Annotated in this window: 13 protein-coding genes; 5 read left to right on the forward strand and 8 right to left on the reverse strand. The window is 34.4% G+C overall.

Annotated features, from left to right (window positions below):
• Positions 1-113: 113 nt before the first annotated feature.
• The 8 genes from pheT to recG all read right to left on the reverse strand — a co-directional run bounded on the left by pheT (position 114) and on the right by recG (position 14,151).
• Positions 114-2,534 carry a phenylalanine--tRNA ligase subunit beta gene (gene pheT, locus ACNO7W_RS08680; RefSeq protein WP_417937822.1) on the reverse strand — a complete coding sequence of 807 codons (2,421 nt, stop codon included), beginning with the start codon at positions 2,532-2,534 and terminating at the stop codon, positions 114-116.
• 102 nt (positions 2,535-2,636) lie between these two features.
• Positions 2,637-3,500 carry a bestrophin family protein gene (locus tag ACNO7W_RS08685; RefSeq protein ID WP_417937823.1) on the reverse strand — a complete coding sequence of 288 codons (864 nt, stop codon included), beginning with the start codon at positions 3,498-3,500 and terminating at the stop codon, positions 2,637-2,639.
• A 29-nt stretch (positions 3,501-3,529) separates the two neighbouring features.
• On the reverse strand, positions 3,530-4,843 hold the full coding sequence (locus tag ACNO7W_RS08690) for a TolC family protein (RefSeq protein WP_417937825.1): 1,314 nt from the start codon (positions 4,841-4,843) through the stop codon (positions 3,530-3,532).
• Positions 4,844-4,845: 2 nt separating this feature from the next.
• Entirely contained in the window at positions 4,846-8,028 is a 3,183-nt protein-coding gene (locus ACNO7W_RS08695) for an efflux RND transporter permease subunit (protein WP_417937826.1), read from the reverse strand.
• Between the two features lie 101 nt (positions 8,029-8,129).
• Positions 8,130-9,188, reverse strand: coding sequence for an efflux RND transporter periplasmic adaptor subunit (locus tag ACNO7W_RS08700; RefSeq protein ID WP_417937828.1), 1,059 nt, complete (start codon positions 9,186-9,188; stop codon positions 8,130-8,132).
• A gap of 272 nt (positions 9,189-9,460) precedes the next feature.
• Complete coding sequence (locus ACNO7W_RS08705; protein WP_417937830.1) at positions 9,461-10,846, reverse strand: membrane dipeptidase; 1,386 nt, start codon at positions 10,844-10,846, stop codon at positions 9,461-9,463.
• Positions 10,847-10,852: 6 nt separating this feature from the next.
• A complete protein-coding gene (locus ACNO7W_RS08710) occupies positions 10,853-11,944 on the reverse strand; it encodes a fatty acid desaturase family protein (RefSeq protein WP_417937831.1) in 1,092 nt (363 codons plus the stop codon).
• Between the two features lie 74 nt (positions 11,945-12,018).
• The gene (gene recG, locus ACNO7W_RS08715) at positions 12,019-14,151 is read right to left on the reverse strand and encodes an ATP-dependent DNA helicase RecG (protein WP_417937832.1); all 2,133 of its coding nucleotides are present in this window, start codon (positions 14,149-14,151) and stop codon (positions 12,019-12,021) included.
• A gap of 638 nt (positions 14,152-14,789) precedes the next feature.
• On the opposite strand from recG, the gene ACNO7W_RS08720 reads away from it, so the two are divergent.
• From ACNO7W_RS08720 to ACNO7W_RS08740, 5 genes are all read left to right on the forward strand, one after another.
• Positions 14,790-14,948, forward strand: a complete 159-nt coding sequence (locus ACNO7W_RS08720) for a hypothetical protein (protein ID WP_417937834.1) — start codon at positions 14,790-14,792, stop codon at positions 14,946-14,948.
• A complete protein-coding gene (locus tag ACNO7W_RS08725; protein WP_417937835.1) occupies positions 14,929-15,186 on the forward strand; it encodes a hypothetical protein in 258 nt (85 codons plus the stop codon). The genes ACNO7W_RS08720 and ACNO7W_RS08725 overlap by 20 nt, the downstream gene beginning before the upstream one ends.
• 58 nt (positions 15,187-15,244) lie before the next feature.
• On the forward strand, positions 15,245-15,790 hold the full coding sequence (locus tag ACNO7W_RS08730) for a DUF1697 domain-containing protein (protein WP_417937837.1): 546 nt from the start codon (positions 15,245-15,247) through the stop codon (positions 15,788-15,790).
• A gap of 244 nt (positions 15,791-16,034) precedes the next feature.
• Complete coding sequence (locus tag ACNO7W_RS08735; protein WP_417937838.1) at positions 16,035-16,457, forward strand: hypothetical protein; 423 nt, start codon at positions 16,035-16,037, stop codon at positions 16,455-16,457.
• Positions 16,458-16,710: 253 nt separating this feature from the next.
• Positions 16,711-18,195 (forward strand): aminopeptidase P N-terminal domain-containing protein, encoded by a 1,485-nt coding sequence (locus ACNO7W_RS08740; protein WP_417937839.1) that lies wholly within the window; start codon positions 16,711-16,713, stop codon positions 18,193-18,195.
• The last annotated feature ends 17 nt before the right edge of the window (positions 18,196-18,212 follow it).

Below are 18,212 nucleotides of genomic sequence, written 5' to 3' on the forward strand. Positions count from 1 at the left end.
GGTTTGATTTTGTTAATTGAGAAAGTCTTGCATAATTAATTGCAGGACTTTTTTTGTAAAAAAATCCCAATTCTGAATTCTAGAATTGGGATTTTTAATTTTATAAAAAGAGATTATCTTAAACTGGCTCCAAGCTCGGTTTCGAAATTCTTTTGCAGTTTACTCATGATTTTATCAATTTGAGCATCAGTGAGCGTTTTAGAATTGTCTTGAATCGTAAAGCTCAATGCGTATGATTTTTTACCTTCAGGAAGATTTTGTCCCTCATAAACATCAAATAGATTTACATCTTTTAATAGCGCTTTCTCGGTTTGGCGTGCAATAGTATAAATACTGTCATACGTAACATTTTGATCGATTAGCAAAGCCAAATCCCTGCGAACTTCAGGATATTTAGGAATTTCAGTATATTTTATTTTGGTAGCAATCAATTTTAGAATCAAAGCCCAGTTAAAGTCAGCAAAAAACACTTCTTGTTTTATTCCAAAATGTTTCAATATTGATTTTTTAACCACTCCTAATTCAACCAATATATCTTGACCAAAACCAATTGCAATTCCTTCAGAAAACACATCCGAAGTTACCGGTAAATTTTGTGTTTTTTGTATACCTAATCTTGAAAGTATTCCAGTTACATATCCTTTGAATAAAAAGAAATCCGAAGGTTTTTGTGCGCTGGTCCAGCTTTCCTGATTTCTGTTCCCGGAAAGAAATAAGCTTAAATGCTTTTTTTCTTCGTAACCAGAAAGATAGTTATGGTACGTTTTTCCAAATTCGAATAATTTTAAATCGGCGTTTTTACGATTGATATTATAAGACACCGCTTCCAGTCCAGAAAACAATAAAGACTGACGCATCGTTGCTAAATCAGCACTTAATGGATTAAGCATTGTGACATTATGTTCTGAATTCAATACATCAGAAAGTTGTACATAAGATGCCGTAGTCAATGAATTAGCCATCATTTCATGAAATCCTTGTGAATTCAATTGTGTGGCAATCGTATTTTGTATTTTATAATCTTCGTTTCTTGGTGAATTAGAAACCGTAGCATTCAGTTTTTTCGAGAAATTAATGTTATTATAACCATAAACTCTCAAAATTTCCTCAATAACATCTATTTCCCTTTGTACATCAACGCGGTAAGCTGGAATTGTTAATCCCAATCCGGCATCCGAAACGCTGTTTACTTTGATATCCAATGAAACTAATATTTTCTTAATCGTATCTTTTGATAATTCCTGACCAATAATTTTAGCCACTTTACTGAAATTTAAAAACACTGAAAAGTCTTCCATTTTCTTTGGATACACATCAATCACATCCGACGTTATTTCTCCACCTGACACTTCTTGAATCAATAAAGCAGCACGTTTTAAGGCATATTCAGTAATCGTTGGGTCAATTCCTCTTTCAAATCGAAAAGAAGCATCGGTATTCAATTGATGTCTTTTAGCAGTTTTACGAATACTTACAGGATTAAAGTAAGCACTTTCTAAGAAAATTGAATTCGTATTTTCTGAAACTCCAGATTTTTTCCCGCCAAAAACTCCTGCAATACATAATGGTCCTTTTTCATCACAAATCATTAAATCTTCTTCGTGTAAGGTTCTTTCAACGTCATCAAGAGTTGTGAATTTGGTTCCTGCAGCAAGTGTTTTTACAATTATTTTACCATTGATTTTTGAAGCATCAAAAGCATGAAGCGGTTGACCTAATTCATGTAAAACATAATTGGTAACATCGATAATATTGTTTTTTGGATTTATTCCAATGGCTTTCAATCGGTTTTGCAACCAAGCTGGTGAAGGTTTTACTGTAATTCCAGAAATAGTAACTCCACAATATCTAGGAGCAAGTTTTGCCTCTTTGACATCGATATCAATCTTCAGTATTCTTTTATCCACTCTAAAATTACTTACGGAAGGTGTAATCAATTCAACATTAACCCCGCTTTGTAACATTCCCGCTCTCAAATCACGTGCAGTTCCCAAATGGCTCATGGCATCGGCACGATTAGGTGTTAAACCAATTTCGAAAACTTCGTCGTTCTCAATCTTGAAAACTGTTGCAGCAGAAGTTCCCGCTACTAAAGCATCGTCCAGTATCATAATCCCATCGTGGCTTTCGCCAAGACCTAACTCATCTTCAGCACAAATCATTCCGTGACTTTCCTGTCCGCGTATTTTTCCTTTTTTTATCGAAAATGCTATACCTTCTTTATCATATAATGTAGTACCGATTGTGGCAACTGGAACTTTTTGTCCCGCAGCGACATTGCTGGCGCCACAAACAATTTGTACGGGAACACCATCGCCTAAATCTACGGTAGTTATTTTTAGCCTGTCAGCATCCGGATGTGGAATACAGGTAAGAACATGTCCCACAACAATGCCTTCTAATCCGCCTTTTACCGATTGGTATTTTTCAACAATTTCCACTTCCAGACCTAAATCTGTTAGCAATGCTGCTGTTTCTTCGGATTTCCAATCTATTTTAATGAATTGTTTTAACCAGTTGTAAGATATTTTCATCTGTCAATTTTAATAAGATTGCAAATATAATCAATGTTTCTCGAGGTTCAAAGTTAGTAGGGAACAAAGTTTTAAAACCTTATTCTATTTTTCGGCGCCATTTTAAATCAATTCCTCCACATGTTTTTTTATGTTTTCAGCAATTTTATGGGTAGGTAAATCATTTTCATCGGTTCCAAAAGGATCCTCGATTTCCTCGGCAATTAATTCTAAACTTGCCAAAACATAAAAAATGAATACTACAACAGGAGCTACATAATAACCCAAGCTAAAGGAATATCCGAAAGGCAAAGTCATTACATAAAAGAAAATAAATTTTTTCAGGAAAGCGCTATAAGAGTAGGGAATAGGCGTATTTTTGATTCTCTCACAAGCACCACAAATTTCGGTAAACGACAGCACTTCGGAATTTAAAATGATTAATTGATCTCCGGTTATTTTCTTTGAATCATATAAATCATTGATTTTATGAAACAACATTTTGGCTACTTGATTGGGTTTGTGCTTGTGATGGTCAATTTCCAAATCTACATCATCAAACAATTGCTTGCTGGTATCACTGTCGTTTAAATGTTTGTGCAAAATAGAAGCATAACCCGGAATCATTTTACGAAAGTAATTACGATCTTTTTCATCATGTAATATTGCCGATAATTTAATAGCAAAATTACGGCTGTTATTGACTAAAGCACCCCACATTTTTCGACCTTCCCACCAACGATCATAGGCAGTATTGGTTCTAAAAACGAGCAATAACGAAATTACGAAACCTAACATTCCATGCATAATAGTAATGTTTTTTACATAACTGTTATCCGCTAATTTCCAATATTCGACTTCTAAATAGCCTATAATTCCGGAATAGGCGCCTATGGCAAGCATGATTGGAAACAATGTTCTGAATGTATCCGCTTTATGAAAACGAAAGATAAAAGTAAACCAGTCTTTTGTATTGTATGAAATCATTTTAGGCTAAATTTTTCAGCAAAAATATATTAAAAATTTAGATTGCCAGCTAATTCCCTAAGTGCAATTTCGGATAATTTACCAAGAAACTGGGCGTTGCTGTAACGCACTTTTGCATTGACATAATTCAATTGTGCGGTTCTGAATTCTAAGGTCGTTATGGTTCCAATACGAAATTTATCCAGCGTAATATTTAGATTTTGTTTGGCGATAGATTCGTTTTTTTCTTCTAAAGCAATTAATTCCAAATTGGTCAAATACGTTTGATACGAAGTCGCTAACTGGGAATGCAATGTCAAATTTTGCTGCTCGATTGTCATTTTAGAATTCTCAATCTGAATTTTGGCGATTTTCTCGTTTCGGTTTTGTGCAAAACCATCAAATACATTCAAAGAAGCACTAAAACCATAATTCAATCCTTTGGATGCGGATTGTGATACAAATCCAAGACTGGATTGACTTTCAGAAAAATTGTAGCCTGTATTTACTCTTATGGTAGGATAGCGTCCCGCTTTGATTTGTTTTAATTCTAATTCTGCTACTTTTTTATTGATAATTTGCGTTTCTAATTGCGGATTTTGTTTTTCGGCTAAAGCGGTAAGTTCCGGAAGCAATAATTGGTTGTCAACCGCAATAAAATCAATCACTTTGAAATCAGATTTAAGATCTCTGGCCAATATTTGATTCAATAAAATCTTACTATTGGCATACAATTCTTTTTGTCTCAGCACCGCAACCTGATCGGTATTCAAATCTACTTGGGCATTCAAAACCTCTAATTTGGACGCTTTTCCAATGGTAAACCTGTTTTGTGCCAAAGCCAATCGCTGATTCGAAATAACAATCGTGGTATCTAAAGCAGCTAATTGCTGTTGTTGTTGTACCAAATCGTAATAGGCTGCATGTACATCACTTATTTTAGTGATTACCGTCAGTTTTAATTGTGCTTCTCCTAATTTTTGTAATTCTTTTAGCTGGTCTAGTCTGGCAAACATACGCAGTCCGTCAAAAATAGTCCAATCCAAGCCAACACCATAACTCAAACTGTTGTTCTTGGCATTGTCTAGCTCTGTTTCCGTTCCGTCTTGACGCGTTTGCGAACTGTTTTGAACGCTATTATTGTCCACAATTGTTGCAGTGACTTTTGGCAACATACCGGCATTTCCAATTGCCACATTTGTTTTTTCGATGTCTAAATTATTTGTCGCAATTTTTATTTCGTAATTGTTTTCCAATGCTATTTTTATAGCACTTTCCAATGTCAAAACTTCTTGTGCATTGGTTTTTGCAATACAAAATAATAGTAGTATTAGACTTTGAAATAGTATTTTAGAATGTGTCATAATTATTTACTTTCTTTTTCTTCCGGTGAAATTATTATTTGCCCAAGGTCGTCAGGAACCAGCTTTTTTATTTCATTGGAAGAAAAGCCTTTTTTAATGCTGGTTTCATATTCATCAATATGATCAAATTCAGGATAATGTTTTCGGGCTTTCGACCACATTAAATACATCGCTGGAATAACGAATAAGGTTAAAACCAAAGAGAAAATAGTTCCTCCTACAATCACAACTCCCATCCCGATTCTACTCGTTGAAGCTGCTCCAAGCGACATTGCGATAGGCAATGCACCCAATGAAATGGCTAAACTGGTCATTAAAATAGGTCGAAGCCGCGCTTCGGAAGCTTCTAATATGGCATCAATTCTCGATTTACCCTGTTCTCGCAGTTGATTCGCAAATTCGACTATCAGAATTCCGTTCTTGGTCACTAAACCAATAAGCATTACCGTACCAATTTGGCTAAAGATATTCCAGGTTTGGTCAAACAACCATAAGGAGAATAATGCTCCGGCAACTGCCATTGGTACCGTTAAAATGATAATAAACGGATCAATGAAGCTTTCAAATTGCGCAGCTAAAATTAAAAATATCAATAGCAAAGCCAGTCCAAATGCGAATGAAGTATTCGAACTACTTTCGACAAAATCTCGTGATTCTCCTCCTAAATCGGTGGTAAAAGTATCATCAAGCACTTTGGCTTTTATTTCATTCATCGCGTCAATTCCATCACTTAAACTTTTGCCTGGAGCGAGACCTGCAGAAACTGTTGCCGACATATATCTGTTATTATGATACAATTGAGGAGGATTACTTTTCTCTTCAATAGTTACCACATTATCCATTTGAATCAATTCCCCTTTGTTATTTTTCACATACATAGAGGTCAAATCCAGTGGTTTTGAACGGTCTTTTTGATCAAATTGACCAATCACCTGATATTGTTTTCCGTTTCTCATAAAATAGCCAAAACGTTGACCGCTTAACGAAAGTTGTAAGGTTTGCGCAATGTCAATTACTGATATTCCTAAACTCTCTGCTTTCTCTCTGTTGATAGTTACATTGACTTCCGGTTTATTGAATTTTAAATTCACATCACTTATGGCAAAAGTTGGATTTTTACCCACTTCATCCATAAATAATGGAATCTTCTCTTCTAATTTTTTGAAATTTGTGGCCTGTATAATATATTGAATTGGTAAACCACCGCGTCTGTTTACAGCAATTGTGGGTTGTTCAATAACCGAAGTTTTTGCATCAGGATATTGCTTGGTCCATTTCGTTAGTTTCTGAGCAATTTCTTTTTGCGAATCCTTTCTTTCGTTAGGTTCAACTAAGGAAACACGAATGAAACCACTATTCACTGAAGAGGACCCAAAACCTGGTGAAGTGATAACCAAACTTACTTTTTTTCCAGCAATAGAATCATCTACCAGTTTTGAAACTTCCTGCATAAATCGATCGGTATATTCATAAGAAGAACCCTCGGGTGTAGACATACGCATTACAAATCCACTTCGATCATCGTAAGGTGCTGTTTCTTTTTGCAAAAGATTGAAAAACAAATAAATTAATCCAAAACAAGCTATCAGAATAGGAAAACTCAACCATTTTCTTTTCATAAAACTATTCAATGCATCGGCATAACCGCTGTTCAGTTTTTGAAAATAAGGTTCTGTTCGAATGTAGAATTTTGATTTTTTTTGTTCGCCACCTTTCATTAAATAGGCATTCAACATAGGTGTTAATGTCAAGGATACAAAAGCAGAAACCAATACCGCAGCACCAATGACGACGCCAAATTCCCTAAACAATCGCCCGACAAATCCTTCGAGGAAAATCACAGGAAGAAATACCGCTGCTAAAGTTATCGAAATCGAAATTACCGCAAAAAAGATTTCATTTGAACCTTTTATTGCTGCTTCGATGGGCGACATGCCTTCTTCTACTTTTTTGAAAATATTCTCAGTCACTACAATTCCATCATCGACTACAAGACCTGTGGCAAGAACAATCGCCAACAAAGTCAATACATTTATCGAAAATCCAAAAAGCCACATGATAAAGAAAGTAGCAATTAACGAAACTGGAATGTCAATTAGCGGTCTAAAGGCAATTGCCCAATCCCTAAAGAACAAATAGATAATTAAAATTACCAGAATAATTGAAATCCCTAGGGTTTCGGCTACTTCAATAACTGATTTTTTTACAAAAACAGTAGTGTCAATAGCTATATTTAATTGAATATCTTTGGGTAAATCCTTTTTTAATTTTTCAAATTCTTTATAAAATGCTGTCGAAATATCTAAATAATTGGCCCCAGGAAGCGGTACAATAGCCACACCAACTAATGGAGTTCCGGATTGTGTCATTTGAGTTTCTGTATTTTCAGGGCCCAAACTTGCTGTTCCAATATCACTCAAGCGAACAACTTTTTCACCGTCTGAACGAATAATGATATTATTGAATTCTTCTGCTGTAGAAAGATTACCAACGGTTTTAACCGTTAATTCTGTGTTTTTTCCTGTCAGTTTTCCCGAAGGCAATTCCACATTTTGTTTGTTCAGCGCCTCTCTAACTTCCGAAACCGTACACCCATAAGAAGCTAATTTCACGGGATCAATCCACAAACGCATCGCGTATCTTTTTTGGCCCCAAATTTGAACACCACTTACGCCCGGAATAGTTTCCAATCGCTGGGAAATTACATTTTCGGCATAATCACTCAGCTCTAATGCGCTTCTGGTATCACTTTGAACCGTCATCGAAATAATGGCATCACCATTGGCATCAGCCTTAGAAACAACGGGAGGCGCATCAATATCTTGTGGCAAGTTCCTTACGGCTTGAGAAACTTTGTCACGAACATCATTAGCGGCTTCTTCCAGATCTTTATCTAAATTAAACTCGATAGTTATGTTGCTGCTTCCTTGCGCACTCGAAGAAGTTACATTTCGAATTCCATCAATGGAATTGATTGCTTTTTCAAGTGGTTCGGTAATTTGGGATTCAATAATATCAGCATTGGCTCCCGTATAATTGGTTCGAATGGAAACTTGTGCAGGATCAATCGACGGGAATTCACGAACGCCAAGAAAACTATAACCAATGATTCCAAATAACACAATGGCTAAATTGATGACTATGGTAAATACGGGTCTTCTTATACTTGTGGTTGATAAACTCATTTTTTTGAATTATAAATTAGTAGTTATGAATTATGAAATTGTTGGTTCTGAATTATAATTTTGATTTTAGGGACAAAAATTTATAACTCATCATTTATAACTCATAACTTTACTTTCACCTTCACAGGAGTTTCATTTTTCAATGACATTACACCACTTGTTATAACGGTATCGCCCGCTTTCAAACCGGAAAGTACCAAGATGGAAGCATCGGTTCGGGTAGCAGTTTCTACCATAATTTCTTTGGCCATTCCGTTATTCGAAATAAAAACCTTCTTGCCGTTTTGTACAGGAACTATGGCTTCAGTGGGAACTACGATGGCATCTTTAATAATGTCTAAAGGCAATTCAACATTGGCAAACGTACCCGGTAATAATTTTCCGTCTCTATTTTCGGCAATCGCACGAACTTTTAATGTTCTTGTGGCAATTTCCACTTCAGGTTCTATAGCATATATTTTTGCGGTATAATTTTCGGTGGAACCGGCAACTTTAAAACTTAAATTAGAATTTATTTTAATTTGATTGGCATATTTTTCAGGAATCGAAAAAGTGATTTTCAGTTTGCCAATATTAACCAGTTTCGCTACCAAAACAGTAGGAGTGATATAGGTTCCGGGAGAAATGGAACGCAATCCAATTTTTCCTGAAAATGGTGCTCTAACCGATGTTTTTGCGATTTGTGCTTTTATCAATTGGCTTTGTGCTTGTGCCGATTTGAAATCAGCTCTTGCCACATCATATTCTTCTTGGCTAATGGCTTCTTTTTGCAGCAAAAGTTTCGCTCTTCTTTCGTTTTCCGAGGCTAAACCTTCTCTGGTTTTGGCCTGAGTCAATTGTGCTCTTAATTCTAAATCATTTACTTTAAAAAGTACTTGCCCTTTTGCTACGTTACTTCCTTCATTGAAATAAATGCCTTCAACAATACCCGAAACTTCGCTTCTAATTTCTACTTGCTCGTTTGCTTCGATAGAGCCGGAAAGAGATAAATTATTGTCAAAAGTTTGGGGCTCCACGACAATACCACTCAATGTCATGACTTTATTCATTCCTTTATCTTTTGAATCTTCATTTTTGGCACTGTTTGATGAAATTCGATAGGCTATAAAACCACCAATTCCGACAAGCAATAAGGTGTAAACAAGGTATTTTATTTTCATGTTTTATTGGGTAAAAGCATTATTAAAGTGTCGTTTTAACGCAATCAACAAAGTTAGGGTATTCAATTTTAAAAAAAAGGCACGTTAATTTTTATTTAACGTTTGTACATACAAATATTAATATTAGGTTAAAAATTAGCTAATGTTAATCGAAAAAACATTGATTATACGGGATGAATTATAGAAAGTGCTATTAGAAATTATTAGTAGTCCAAAAAAAATGTCTGCATTGTGTTAAAAAAACAGATCAAGCAAAAGTATTTTTGATTTTTTTAGAACTTATTTAAATAAAAATGATGCAAGTTGTCATAACAAAATTGATTCACTATTGTTTCAGGACTTGTCAATTTATTAAAGTCATTTTTGAAATCATAATGCGATAAAAAGTGGGTAGATAATTCCAATAAATTATTTGCCAATAGAGGTAAGTCGGAAGCATTGTAAATACCAGGTAAAGGATTTATGGTACCATCAAAATCACTTCCGATACAGGTACTATTCCATGAATTCAAATCATTTTTATCTAAAAGGATTGCAATATGTTCTAAATGTTTCCATATAATTTTTGCTGAGGCAAATGCCTTGTTTTTTTTGGAATTTAATTTTTTCAAAACACTTTTTTTAGCCAATCTCCTGCCATCAAGTTGAATCGCAAAAAGGCCATTACTTTTTGATATTGCAATTAGTTCTTCATTATAGAAATTAATTTCTGTATTACAGAAAATGGATTCATCAGAAATTGATTCTGGATTATTCCATGAGGTTCCGGTCACAGCTCCATGACTTACAATAATGGGAATGTTTTTTCCTTTAAAGTTGGTGTCTAAATAGTGATAATATTCTCTACGGGACTGTAAACACATGTGTTTTAAATCGGGATAAATAACTTTACCGTTTTTGTTGTCTAATAATGCCTTTACGGCCTTCAATCCCAAGTCCGTAAAACCATCGTTTAGCATTTCATTTTGATTGACTAATGGACCTAAAGCATCTAAACTTCTGGCATGACCGCAAAAATCATTACTGAAATTATGGGCAAAAGTGATAGTGATAGGAGCAATTTTCCAATTTTTAACTTTATATATATTCTCAAGAACTTCTTTTTCCACGGTTTCTCTCCCATATTTTTTTAATCCTGAATTAAATACGTGAGCTCCTTCAATTGCGAGGATTACAGCCGTTTTGTTTGCATGGCTAATTAATTTAAAATCTTCTGATTTTTTAGGAAAAAACAGTCCCATTTTATTATTCTGATGAATGGATTCCAGTAAAAAGTAATACTCTTTTTCGAGGTCTTCAAAATAATTGATATGTTGCTGAATGTTTCTGATTCTGTAATAACTGATTCCGGTTATGATATTTGCCAAAAAAGCAGAAACAAAACCACCGCCCAATGAATTTATAAAAAAGCCTTTTTCAAAAGGATAAAGTGAAGCAGTGACAATTTTGACATTTCCATTTTTCAACGTGGTAAAATCAGCTTGTGAAAATTTAGTCAAACCAAGATAGTTACTGATTAGTTTTCGAACAAAACTATTTTCTTGCTGATACCAAATATTTCTTCTTTTCAAGCCATAACTGCTGTCTTCAAACGAATGTCCATAGGTTTTTAATGTTGGGTGGCAATGCAAGTCGGCAAATTTGAATTCGTTTTTCATGTTTAATTACATTGTTTCTTCAAAAAAACTTTCGGGTTTAATCGCATTCTTTTTTACCAGTTGATAATGAAGTTGGAAAGCTTTTAATAAGGAATAGCTTTTATAGGGGAAGTTATATTCCATGGCAAATTCTTTGATGATTTCAGTTACTTTAATAATTTGTGTAGAACTGACATTTGGAAATAAATGATGTGCCAAATGATAATTAAAATTATTCATTACGTGTTTTGATACAAAATTTTCACAATGAACATCATTTGTAGTTATAAATTGATGTCTCAGCCAAGTAGTAGGAAGTTGGTAATTTGCATTTGGTATAGGAAATTCATTGCCAACATTAGCATGTGACGGGAGTAATATGACCAGTCCTACTAAACTGCCGCAAATCATTTGTATTAAAAAGCCTAATAAGGCTTGACCGATACTAACATTAAAAACTAAAATAGGAATTATAATGGCGTAAGAGATAAATAATAATTTAAAAAACCACAATTTAAAATACTCCACAAGAGGAATTTTGACAAACTTTCTGATGTATCGCTTAGCCGAATAGAAATCTCTAAAATCCCGTACGAGTAACCAATTTAAAAGAAATAATGGATACAGAAAAAACACCCAATAATGTTGGTATTTTTGAATAAATAAATTATTTTCTGAAGGAAAAAGTTTAAGTGGTCCTCCTTGTTCAATATCCGTATCCCAACCAATAGTGTTGGGATAGTTATGGTGCATTCTAATGTGTCGGTTAATCCAAATAAAGCTATTTGCTCCAATACAATCAAAAAGATACATGATAACTTTATTTTTCCATTTCTTTTTGAATAAGGAGTAATGACAAGCTTCATGGATAAGATTTACAAAAATTAAAGTTACAAGAACTCCCATTAGTCCATAAAAAAGATAGTATAAGAAAGAATAGGACTGGTATTGCATGGCTACAAACCAAAATAGAAAATAAAGAGAAGGTAACAAAAGGACTTTAAATTGGTTTTGATAATTTTTTTCTTCTAAATCCAAGCGCTCCTTAACCGCCTCTTTTAGTAGAATAAAATGCTGGTCCTCTTCTGTAGATTTTGTAAAACTTGGCTTTCTAGACATCGGAATACATTTTTACAGTTAGTATTAGCAAATTTACAAAATAAAAACAACACAATAAATTGATTTTTAAGTATTTAACTAATGTAATTCCAGATGTTTTTCTTTTTGGCCATTTCGATAAAAACGGCTCTCAAGGTAGCATGTTCCGGTTTTTGCATTCCCGAATCTTCCTTAAGTAATTTTAAAGCATAATTTCTGGCTAATGCCAAAGTATCTCTGTCTCTTACTAAATCAGCAATTTGAAGGTTGAGGACGCCACTTTGTCGTGTCCCCATTAAATCGCCCGGACCCCGAAGCTTCAAATCGACTTCGGCAATTTCGAAACCATCGTTTGTTTGAACCATCGTTTCCATTCGGGTTTTACTGTCGGAACTCAATTTATGGCTTGTCATCAGGATGCAATAACTTTGTTCTGCACCACGACCCACGCGACCCCGCAATTGATGCAGTTGCGATAATCCAAAACGTTCCGCACTTTCAATAATCATTACACTGGCGTTAGGAACATTGACACCCACTTCAATTACGGTTGTGGCGACCATAATATTCGTTTTTCCTTCCGAAAAGCGTTTCATTTCGGCATCTTTATCGGCAGGTTTCATTTTTCCGTGAAGAATGGAAATAGAATACTGAGGTAACGGAAAATCACGGGAAATACTCTCGTAACCGTCCATTAAATCCTTGAAATCCATTTTCTCCGATTCCTGAATCAACGGATACACAATATAGATTTGGCGACCCAAAGCGATTTCATCCCGTAGGAATTTCCAAACCTTCAAACGGTTGCTGTCAAATCGATGTACGGTCTGAATCGGTTTTCGTCCCGGAGGCAGTTCATCAATTACTGAAATGTCTAAATCGCCATATAAACTCATCGCCAAAGTTCTGGGAATAGGCGTGGCGGTCATCACCAAAACATGTGGCGGAATTATTTCCCCTCCCTTGGAGGGGTCAGGGGTGGATTTCTTCCACAATTTAGAGCGTTGTTCTACGCCAAAACGGTGTTGCTCATCAATCACAGCCAATCCTAAATTCTTAAATTTCACTTTATCTTCCAGTAAAGCATGCGTTCCGATAAGAATATGTAACGTTCCGTTTTCCAGTTCTTCATGAATAATTCTTCGTTGCGCTATTTTGGTGGAACCCGTTAGGATTCTGATATTTATATTTAGAGTTTCTGCTAATTCGGATAAACCAATATAATGCTGATTCGCCAGAATTTCCGTGGGTGCCATCAAACACGCTTGGAAGCCATTATCGAGTGCCAAAAGCATACTCATAAAAGCCACAATTGTTTTTCCGGAACCTACGTCGCCTTGTAACAATCGGTTCATTTGGGCGTTGCTGCCCATATCCGTTCTTATTTCTTTGATTACTCTTTTTTGGGCGTTGGTGAGTTCAAAAGGCAGGTGATTTTGATAAAAATCATTAAAATAGTCGCCCACTGTGGTAAACGGATGCCCTTTTATTTTATGTTTCCGAATCAGATTTTTTGTGATTAATTGCAATTGGATAAAGAACAATTCTTCGAAGATTAATCGGAATTTGGCTTTCGCCAAAACTTCGGCGCTTTTTGGAAAATGAATGTTGAATAAAGCCGCTTTTTTAGGAATTAGTTTCAATTCGTTGATCAAATAATCCGGTAAGGTTTCCGTGAATAAAGCCTGAGTCTCCAGAAATAATTGCTGCATCAGTTTATTAATCACCCGGTTCGAAATCCCGCGATTCGTCAAGGTTTCTGTCGAAGGATAAACGGGTTGCATCGCAGAACGTAAACTTTGTTCGTGCTCGCTCATGAGTTCAATTTCTGGATGCGCCATATTGAACGCATTTCCAAAAGACGTGCATTTCCCGAAAATCACACAGATTTCATTTAGCTTTAAACTCTCCCGAATCCATTTGTGACCTTGAAACCAAACGAGTTCCATTTGCCCCGTATCATCAACAAAAGTAGCGACTAATCGTTTTTGGTTTCTGCCAAATTCTACGGTTTTGATGTTGATGATTTTACCAATAATCTGAACCTCGGCAATGTTGTTTTGCAGTTCGTTAATCTTGTAATACCGCGTTCTGTCAATGTATCTATTTGGAAAAAAATTAACCAAATCCACATACTTATGAATTCCCAATTCCTTGCGAAGTAATTCGCCCCGATTGGGACCAACGCCTTTGAGGTATTCTATGGGAGTTTGAAGGAGGTTTGACATTTAGATTTTTAGACTGTTGGATTTTTAGGTTAAGGATTTACAATATAAGTAAATCTTTAAATTCTTCAATTATTTAATCTTTCCATTATGAAAAAGCGAAGATAGTTTTTTGTTTGGAAATTTGGAAATGGCATTGTTTGGAAATAGAGTAGGAAAATTTATATAAGTAATAAGCATTATATAATGCCGTATTTTGTTTTTTCAAAGTTGGTTACAACTAGTATTGATACTGCGAATTAATCAATTTTATCATGCGACAACAAATCATTCCGATTACTTATTTGAGGAACGAAATATTAGATTTTCAATTATTTTTTTAAAGTGTATTGATATAATGTTATTTGTAGTTAAATTAGAAAATAGGGTAAAATACATGGATAATAAGGAAAAAAATGTCGGGCGGAATTTTTTTGATGTCATTTCAGAACATCCAAAAATGACTTTTATTATATTTCTATTAATTTTTATCTATTGCAATTGGTTTAATCTATTTTAAAATTCCTTTTAAAATAGGAAGTTTAGAAGTAAACCCTAAAGAAATAACTGTATCTGATACCATAAAACAAGTTGACATAAAAAAAATTGAAGAACCTAAATTGATTGAAAAAATAATTCGTGAGAAGGTAAAACCAGTAAAAATGGATACATTTCATGTAAATAAAAATTCAGGAGTAAATACTGGTGTAATAGGGCAAAAAAACATAAATAGCGGTATAAACAATGGAATTATAGGTAATAATGGAACAATCAATAATAAATGGAATACAACCAAGAATTTTGACCAAAGAAGATTTTGATGTTTTTTTATTAAATTTTCCTGATAGAAATACTCAAATAAAATTTAGAGTATATGGAATTGCAGATGCTGAAATATATAATGTGAAAAAGCAAATTATTAAATTGCTTAAATCAAATGGTTATAATAATATTGAAACTGATTTCTATGTTATAATAGGTTCTGATCCTCCAAGTAAAATTACTGTTAACAAAATTGATTCTAACATAGTAATGTTTGAATTACCACCAGCAGAATAAAAAAATAAAACTGCTTCCCTTTAATACAATATCTTCGCAAAAACAAAAAGCATAAATAATGACAACTCAACTCGCATTGCTTCGTGGCATCAATGTTTCCGGTCACAACATGATAAAAATGGAGGCGCTGAAAACGACTTTGGAATCTATAGGTTTCAAAAATGTGCAAACCTACATTCAATCTGGAAATGTTTTTGTGGATACAGATGAAGAAAATCCTGCAAAAGTAGGATTTCTAATCAAACAGGAAATTTTCAAAGTTTTTGGACATGAAGTTCCCATTGTGGTTATTGCCAAAGAAGACTTGGAAGCATGTTTCAGGAACAATCCTTTTTTGAAAGAAAAAGATATAGACATTAAAAAACTATATGTGGCTTTTATTTCTACCGCTTTGCGAAGCGATAGTATCAATGATTTGAAAATTAGCCAATTTAAACCGGATGAAGCCAGTATTGATGGCAGCAGAATTTTTATTAAATACGCTGTTGGTGCAGGAAAGACAAGATTTGATCAAAAATATATCGAGAAAAAACTGAATGTTACGGCAACTATCAGAAATTGGAATACGGTGACGCAGTTGTTAAAAATGTATGAAGAAAGATAAAAAGATACTAAAAAAGTTAGCTGTGAATGATACTAAGTAATTTGATTAAAATAATGTCGTATATGTTTTTAGAGGCAAACTACATAGTCATTGAGGGTTTGACCCTATAAAATACGACAATATATCGTTCCTGTTACTTAATTCGGACTAATTTATTTTAGCATTAAAAAAAAGCAAATAATTATAATTTTACGCAACCTTTTATAATTGGCATCATCTATATAGTAGCTGTAAAAACTGATATATGAAACATTTTACTATTCTTGTTGCTTTCCTTTCTATTTTTAATTCCTGTTCAAAAGACGCTTTAACATCGGATAATACTGGTTATTACGGAAAATGGACTTTGGTTAAAATGTCGGGGACTCTTTCTAATTCTGAAACGACAGGCGCAGCAATGGAATGGCAAGAATTTTATTTGTTCAACACTAATGGAACATTTACAAAATCCAGAGAAAGAAATGCGATTAAAACAACTATTTCTGGAACTTACACTGCTACAACTCATTCGGACGGAATGTATTTAGAATTGACATATCCCAATGCCAGCGAGATTATAGGAAACTGTTATGGAAATCTAAAAGAGGTGCTTTATATTGCCGAGAACAATACCTTGTCAAGTACTTGGAAAAACTGTGATGGTCCCGGATTAGAATACAAAAAGTAAATTATAAGTGCATTTTACAACATTTTTCATAAGATTTGGTTAGGGTTAATTCTAGAATTATGTGGCACTTTTGAAATAGAGTACTCCGAAGTTGAAAAACTTTTGTGTGTTCTTTTTCTATTTTTGATACTAAAATCCTAAACAATCCTACAATGAAAAAATTGGATTATAAACACAAAATTATTTATATTTACTCCTAATTAATGATGCAGAATCGTTGCATACAGCATTTAAATCCTTAATCTATAAATAGATGACTTTTAGACTTTCTTTTATCCTCACAGTATTTTTTGTTTGTTTTTCGTTTGCTCAAAATGGAAATCCAAACGATTACTTGTCGGCTCAATTTCATAAAGAACGAAGAGAAGCGTTACGGGCTAAAATGCCTAAGAATAGTGTGGCGGTATTTTTTGGTAATCCCATTCGAAACCGCGCCAATGATGTGGATTATGTGTACCATCAAGATCCTGATTTTTATTACTTAACTGGATACAAAGAACCCAATTGTGTTTTGGTTATTTTTTCGAATAATCAAACGGATAAAGACGGAAAAACCTATAATGAAATGATTTACGTTCAGGAAAAAAATCCAAAAGTGGAGCAATGGACCGGAATACGTTTGGGAACGGAAGGGGCTAAAAAGGATTTAGGTTTTGAGGTGGCACTAAATGGAAAAGAATTTCTGAACTCCGGGATCGACTACATGAGTTTTAACAATGTGCTTTTTAAGGAATTTGAAGAGGATACCAGAAATTCAAAACGTGACAAAGCCGATTTATATAAATTAATTGGAGCTTTTAAATCCCAAATTGGCTACAACGAAAAAGTGAAGTCACAAACGGATTCGAATGTACAAAATGAAATTAATCCTAAAAAAAGCATCACTTCAAAAAAGGCGACTATCGATACCCAATCGATTTTAACCTATATGGCCAGTTTACGCGAGATTAAATCCAAAGAGGAAATGGTTTTATTGACAAAAGCGGTTCGAATTTCAGCAATGGGGCAACGTGAAATCATGAAAGCCATGCATCCCGGAATGTCTGAAACCGAAATACAAGGCGTACATGAATTCGTTTATAAAAAGTACGGCAGTGAATATGAAGGTTATCCGTCAATCGTGGGAGCCGGTAATAACGGTTGTGTTTTGCACTATATTGAAAATAGCAAAATGAAAGTGGAAAATGATTTGGTGCTGATGGATTTAGGTGCTGAATATCATGGCTACAGCGCCGATGTAACCCGAACTATTCCAGCGAATGGAAAATTCTCTACAGAACAAAAGCTAATTTATGATTTAGTCTATGATGCCCAGGAAGCAGGTATTGCCACTGCAAAAATAGGAAATGGCTTTGGTGCTCCGGATACTGCTGCACGAAAGGTAATCAGTGATGGTTTAATTAAATTAGGAATTACTAAAACGGCAGATGAATCTAGAAAGTATTTTCCGCATGGGACTTCACATCACATTGGATTAGATGTTCATGATCCAGGTTTGTATAATAATTTTGAAGAAAATATGGTGCTGACAGTAGAACCCGGAATCTATATTCCTAATGGAAGTGATTGTGATAAAAAATGGTGGGGAATTGCCGTGCGAATCGAAGACGATATTTTAATTACGGCTAATGGTCCTGTTAATTTATCTGGAGAAGCACCAAGAAAATCAAATGACATTGAGTTACTTATGAAAGAAAAAAGTGTCTTCGATAATTTTAATTTACCGGTATTGGATTAGAACGTTCTTTAGGATTA

The organism is Flavobacterium sp. ZB4R12 (assembly GCF_048276375.1).
GTDB classification, from domain to species: Bacteria; Bacteroidota; Bacteroidia; order Flavobacteriales; family Flavobacteriaceae; genus Flavobacterium; species Flavobacterium gawalongense.

Coding starts and splice junctions, on each gene's coding strand:
- ACNO7W_RS08740 (WP_417937839.1), top strand. CDS start 16,711: ATGACTTTTAGACTTTCTTTTATCCTCACAGTATTTTTTGTTTGTTTT.
- ACNO7W_RS08685 (WP_417937823.1), bottom strand. CDS start 3,500: ATGATTTCATACAATACAAAAGACTGGTTTACTTTTATCTTTCGTTTT.
- ACNO7W_RS08705 (WP_417937830.1), bottom strand. CDS start 10,846: ATGAAAAACGAATTCAAATTTGCCGACTTGCATTGCCACCCAACATTA.
- pheT (WP_417937822.1), bottom strand. CDS start 2,534: ATGAAAATATCTTACAACTGGTTAAAACAATTCATTAAAATAGATTGG.
- ACNO7W_RS08695 (WP_417937826.1), bottom strand. CDS start 8,028: ATGAGTTTATCAACCACAAGTATAAGAAGACCCGTATTTACCATAGTC.
- ACNO7W_RS08735 (WP_417937838.1), top strand. CDS start 16,035: ATGAAACATTTTACTATTCTTGTTGCTTTCCTTTCTATTTTTAATTCC.
- recG (WP_417937832.1), bottom strand. CDS start 14,151: ATGTCAAACCTCCTTCAAACTCCCATAGAATACCTCAAAGGCGTTGGT.
- ACNO7W_RS08700 (WP_417937828.1), bottom strand. CDS start 9,188: ATGAAAATAAAATACCTTGTTTACACCTTATTGCTTGTCGGAATTGGT.
- ACNO7W_RS08720 (WP_417937834.1), top strand. CDS start 14,790: ATGGATACATTTCATGTAAATAAAAATTCAGGAGTAAATACTGGTGTA.
- ACNO7W_RS08730 (WP_417937837.1), top strand. CDS start 15,245: ATGACAACTCAACTCGCATTGCTTCGTGGCATCAATGTTTCCGGTCAC.
- ACNO7W_RS08690 (WP_417937825.1), bottom strand. CDS start 4,843: ATGACACATTCTAAAATACTATTTCAAAGTCTAATACTACTATTATTT.
- ACNO7W_RS08710 (WP_417937831.1), bottom strand. CDS start 11,944: ATGTCTAGAAAGCCAAGTTTTACAAAATCTACAGAAGAGGACCAGCAT.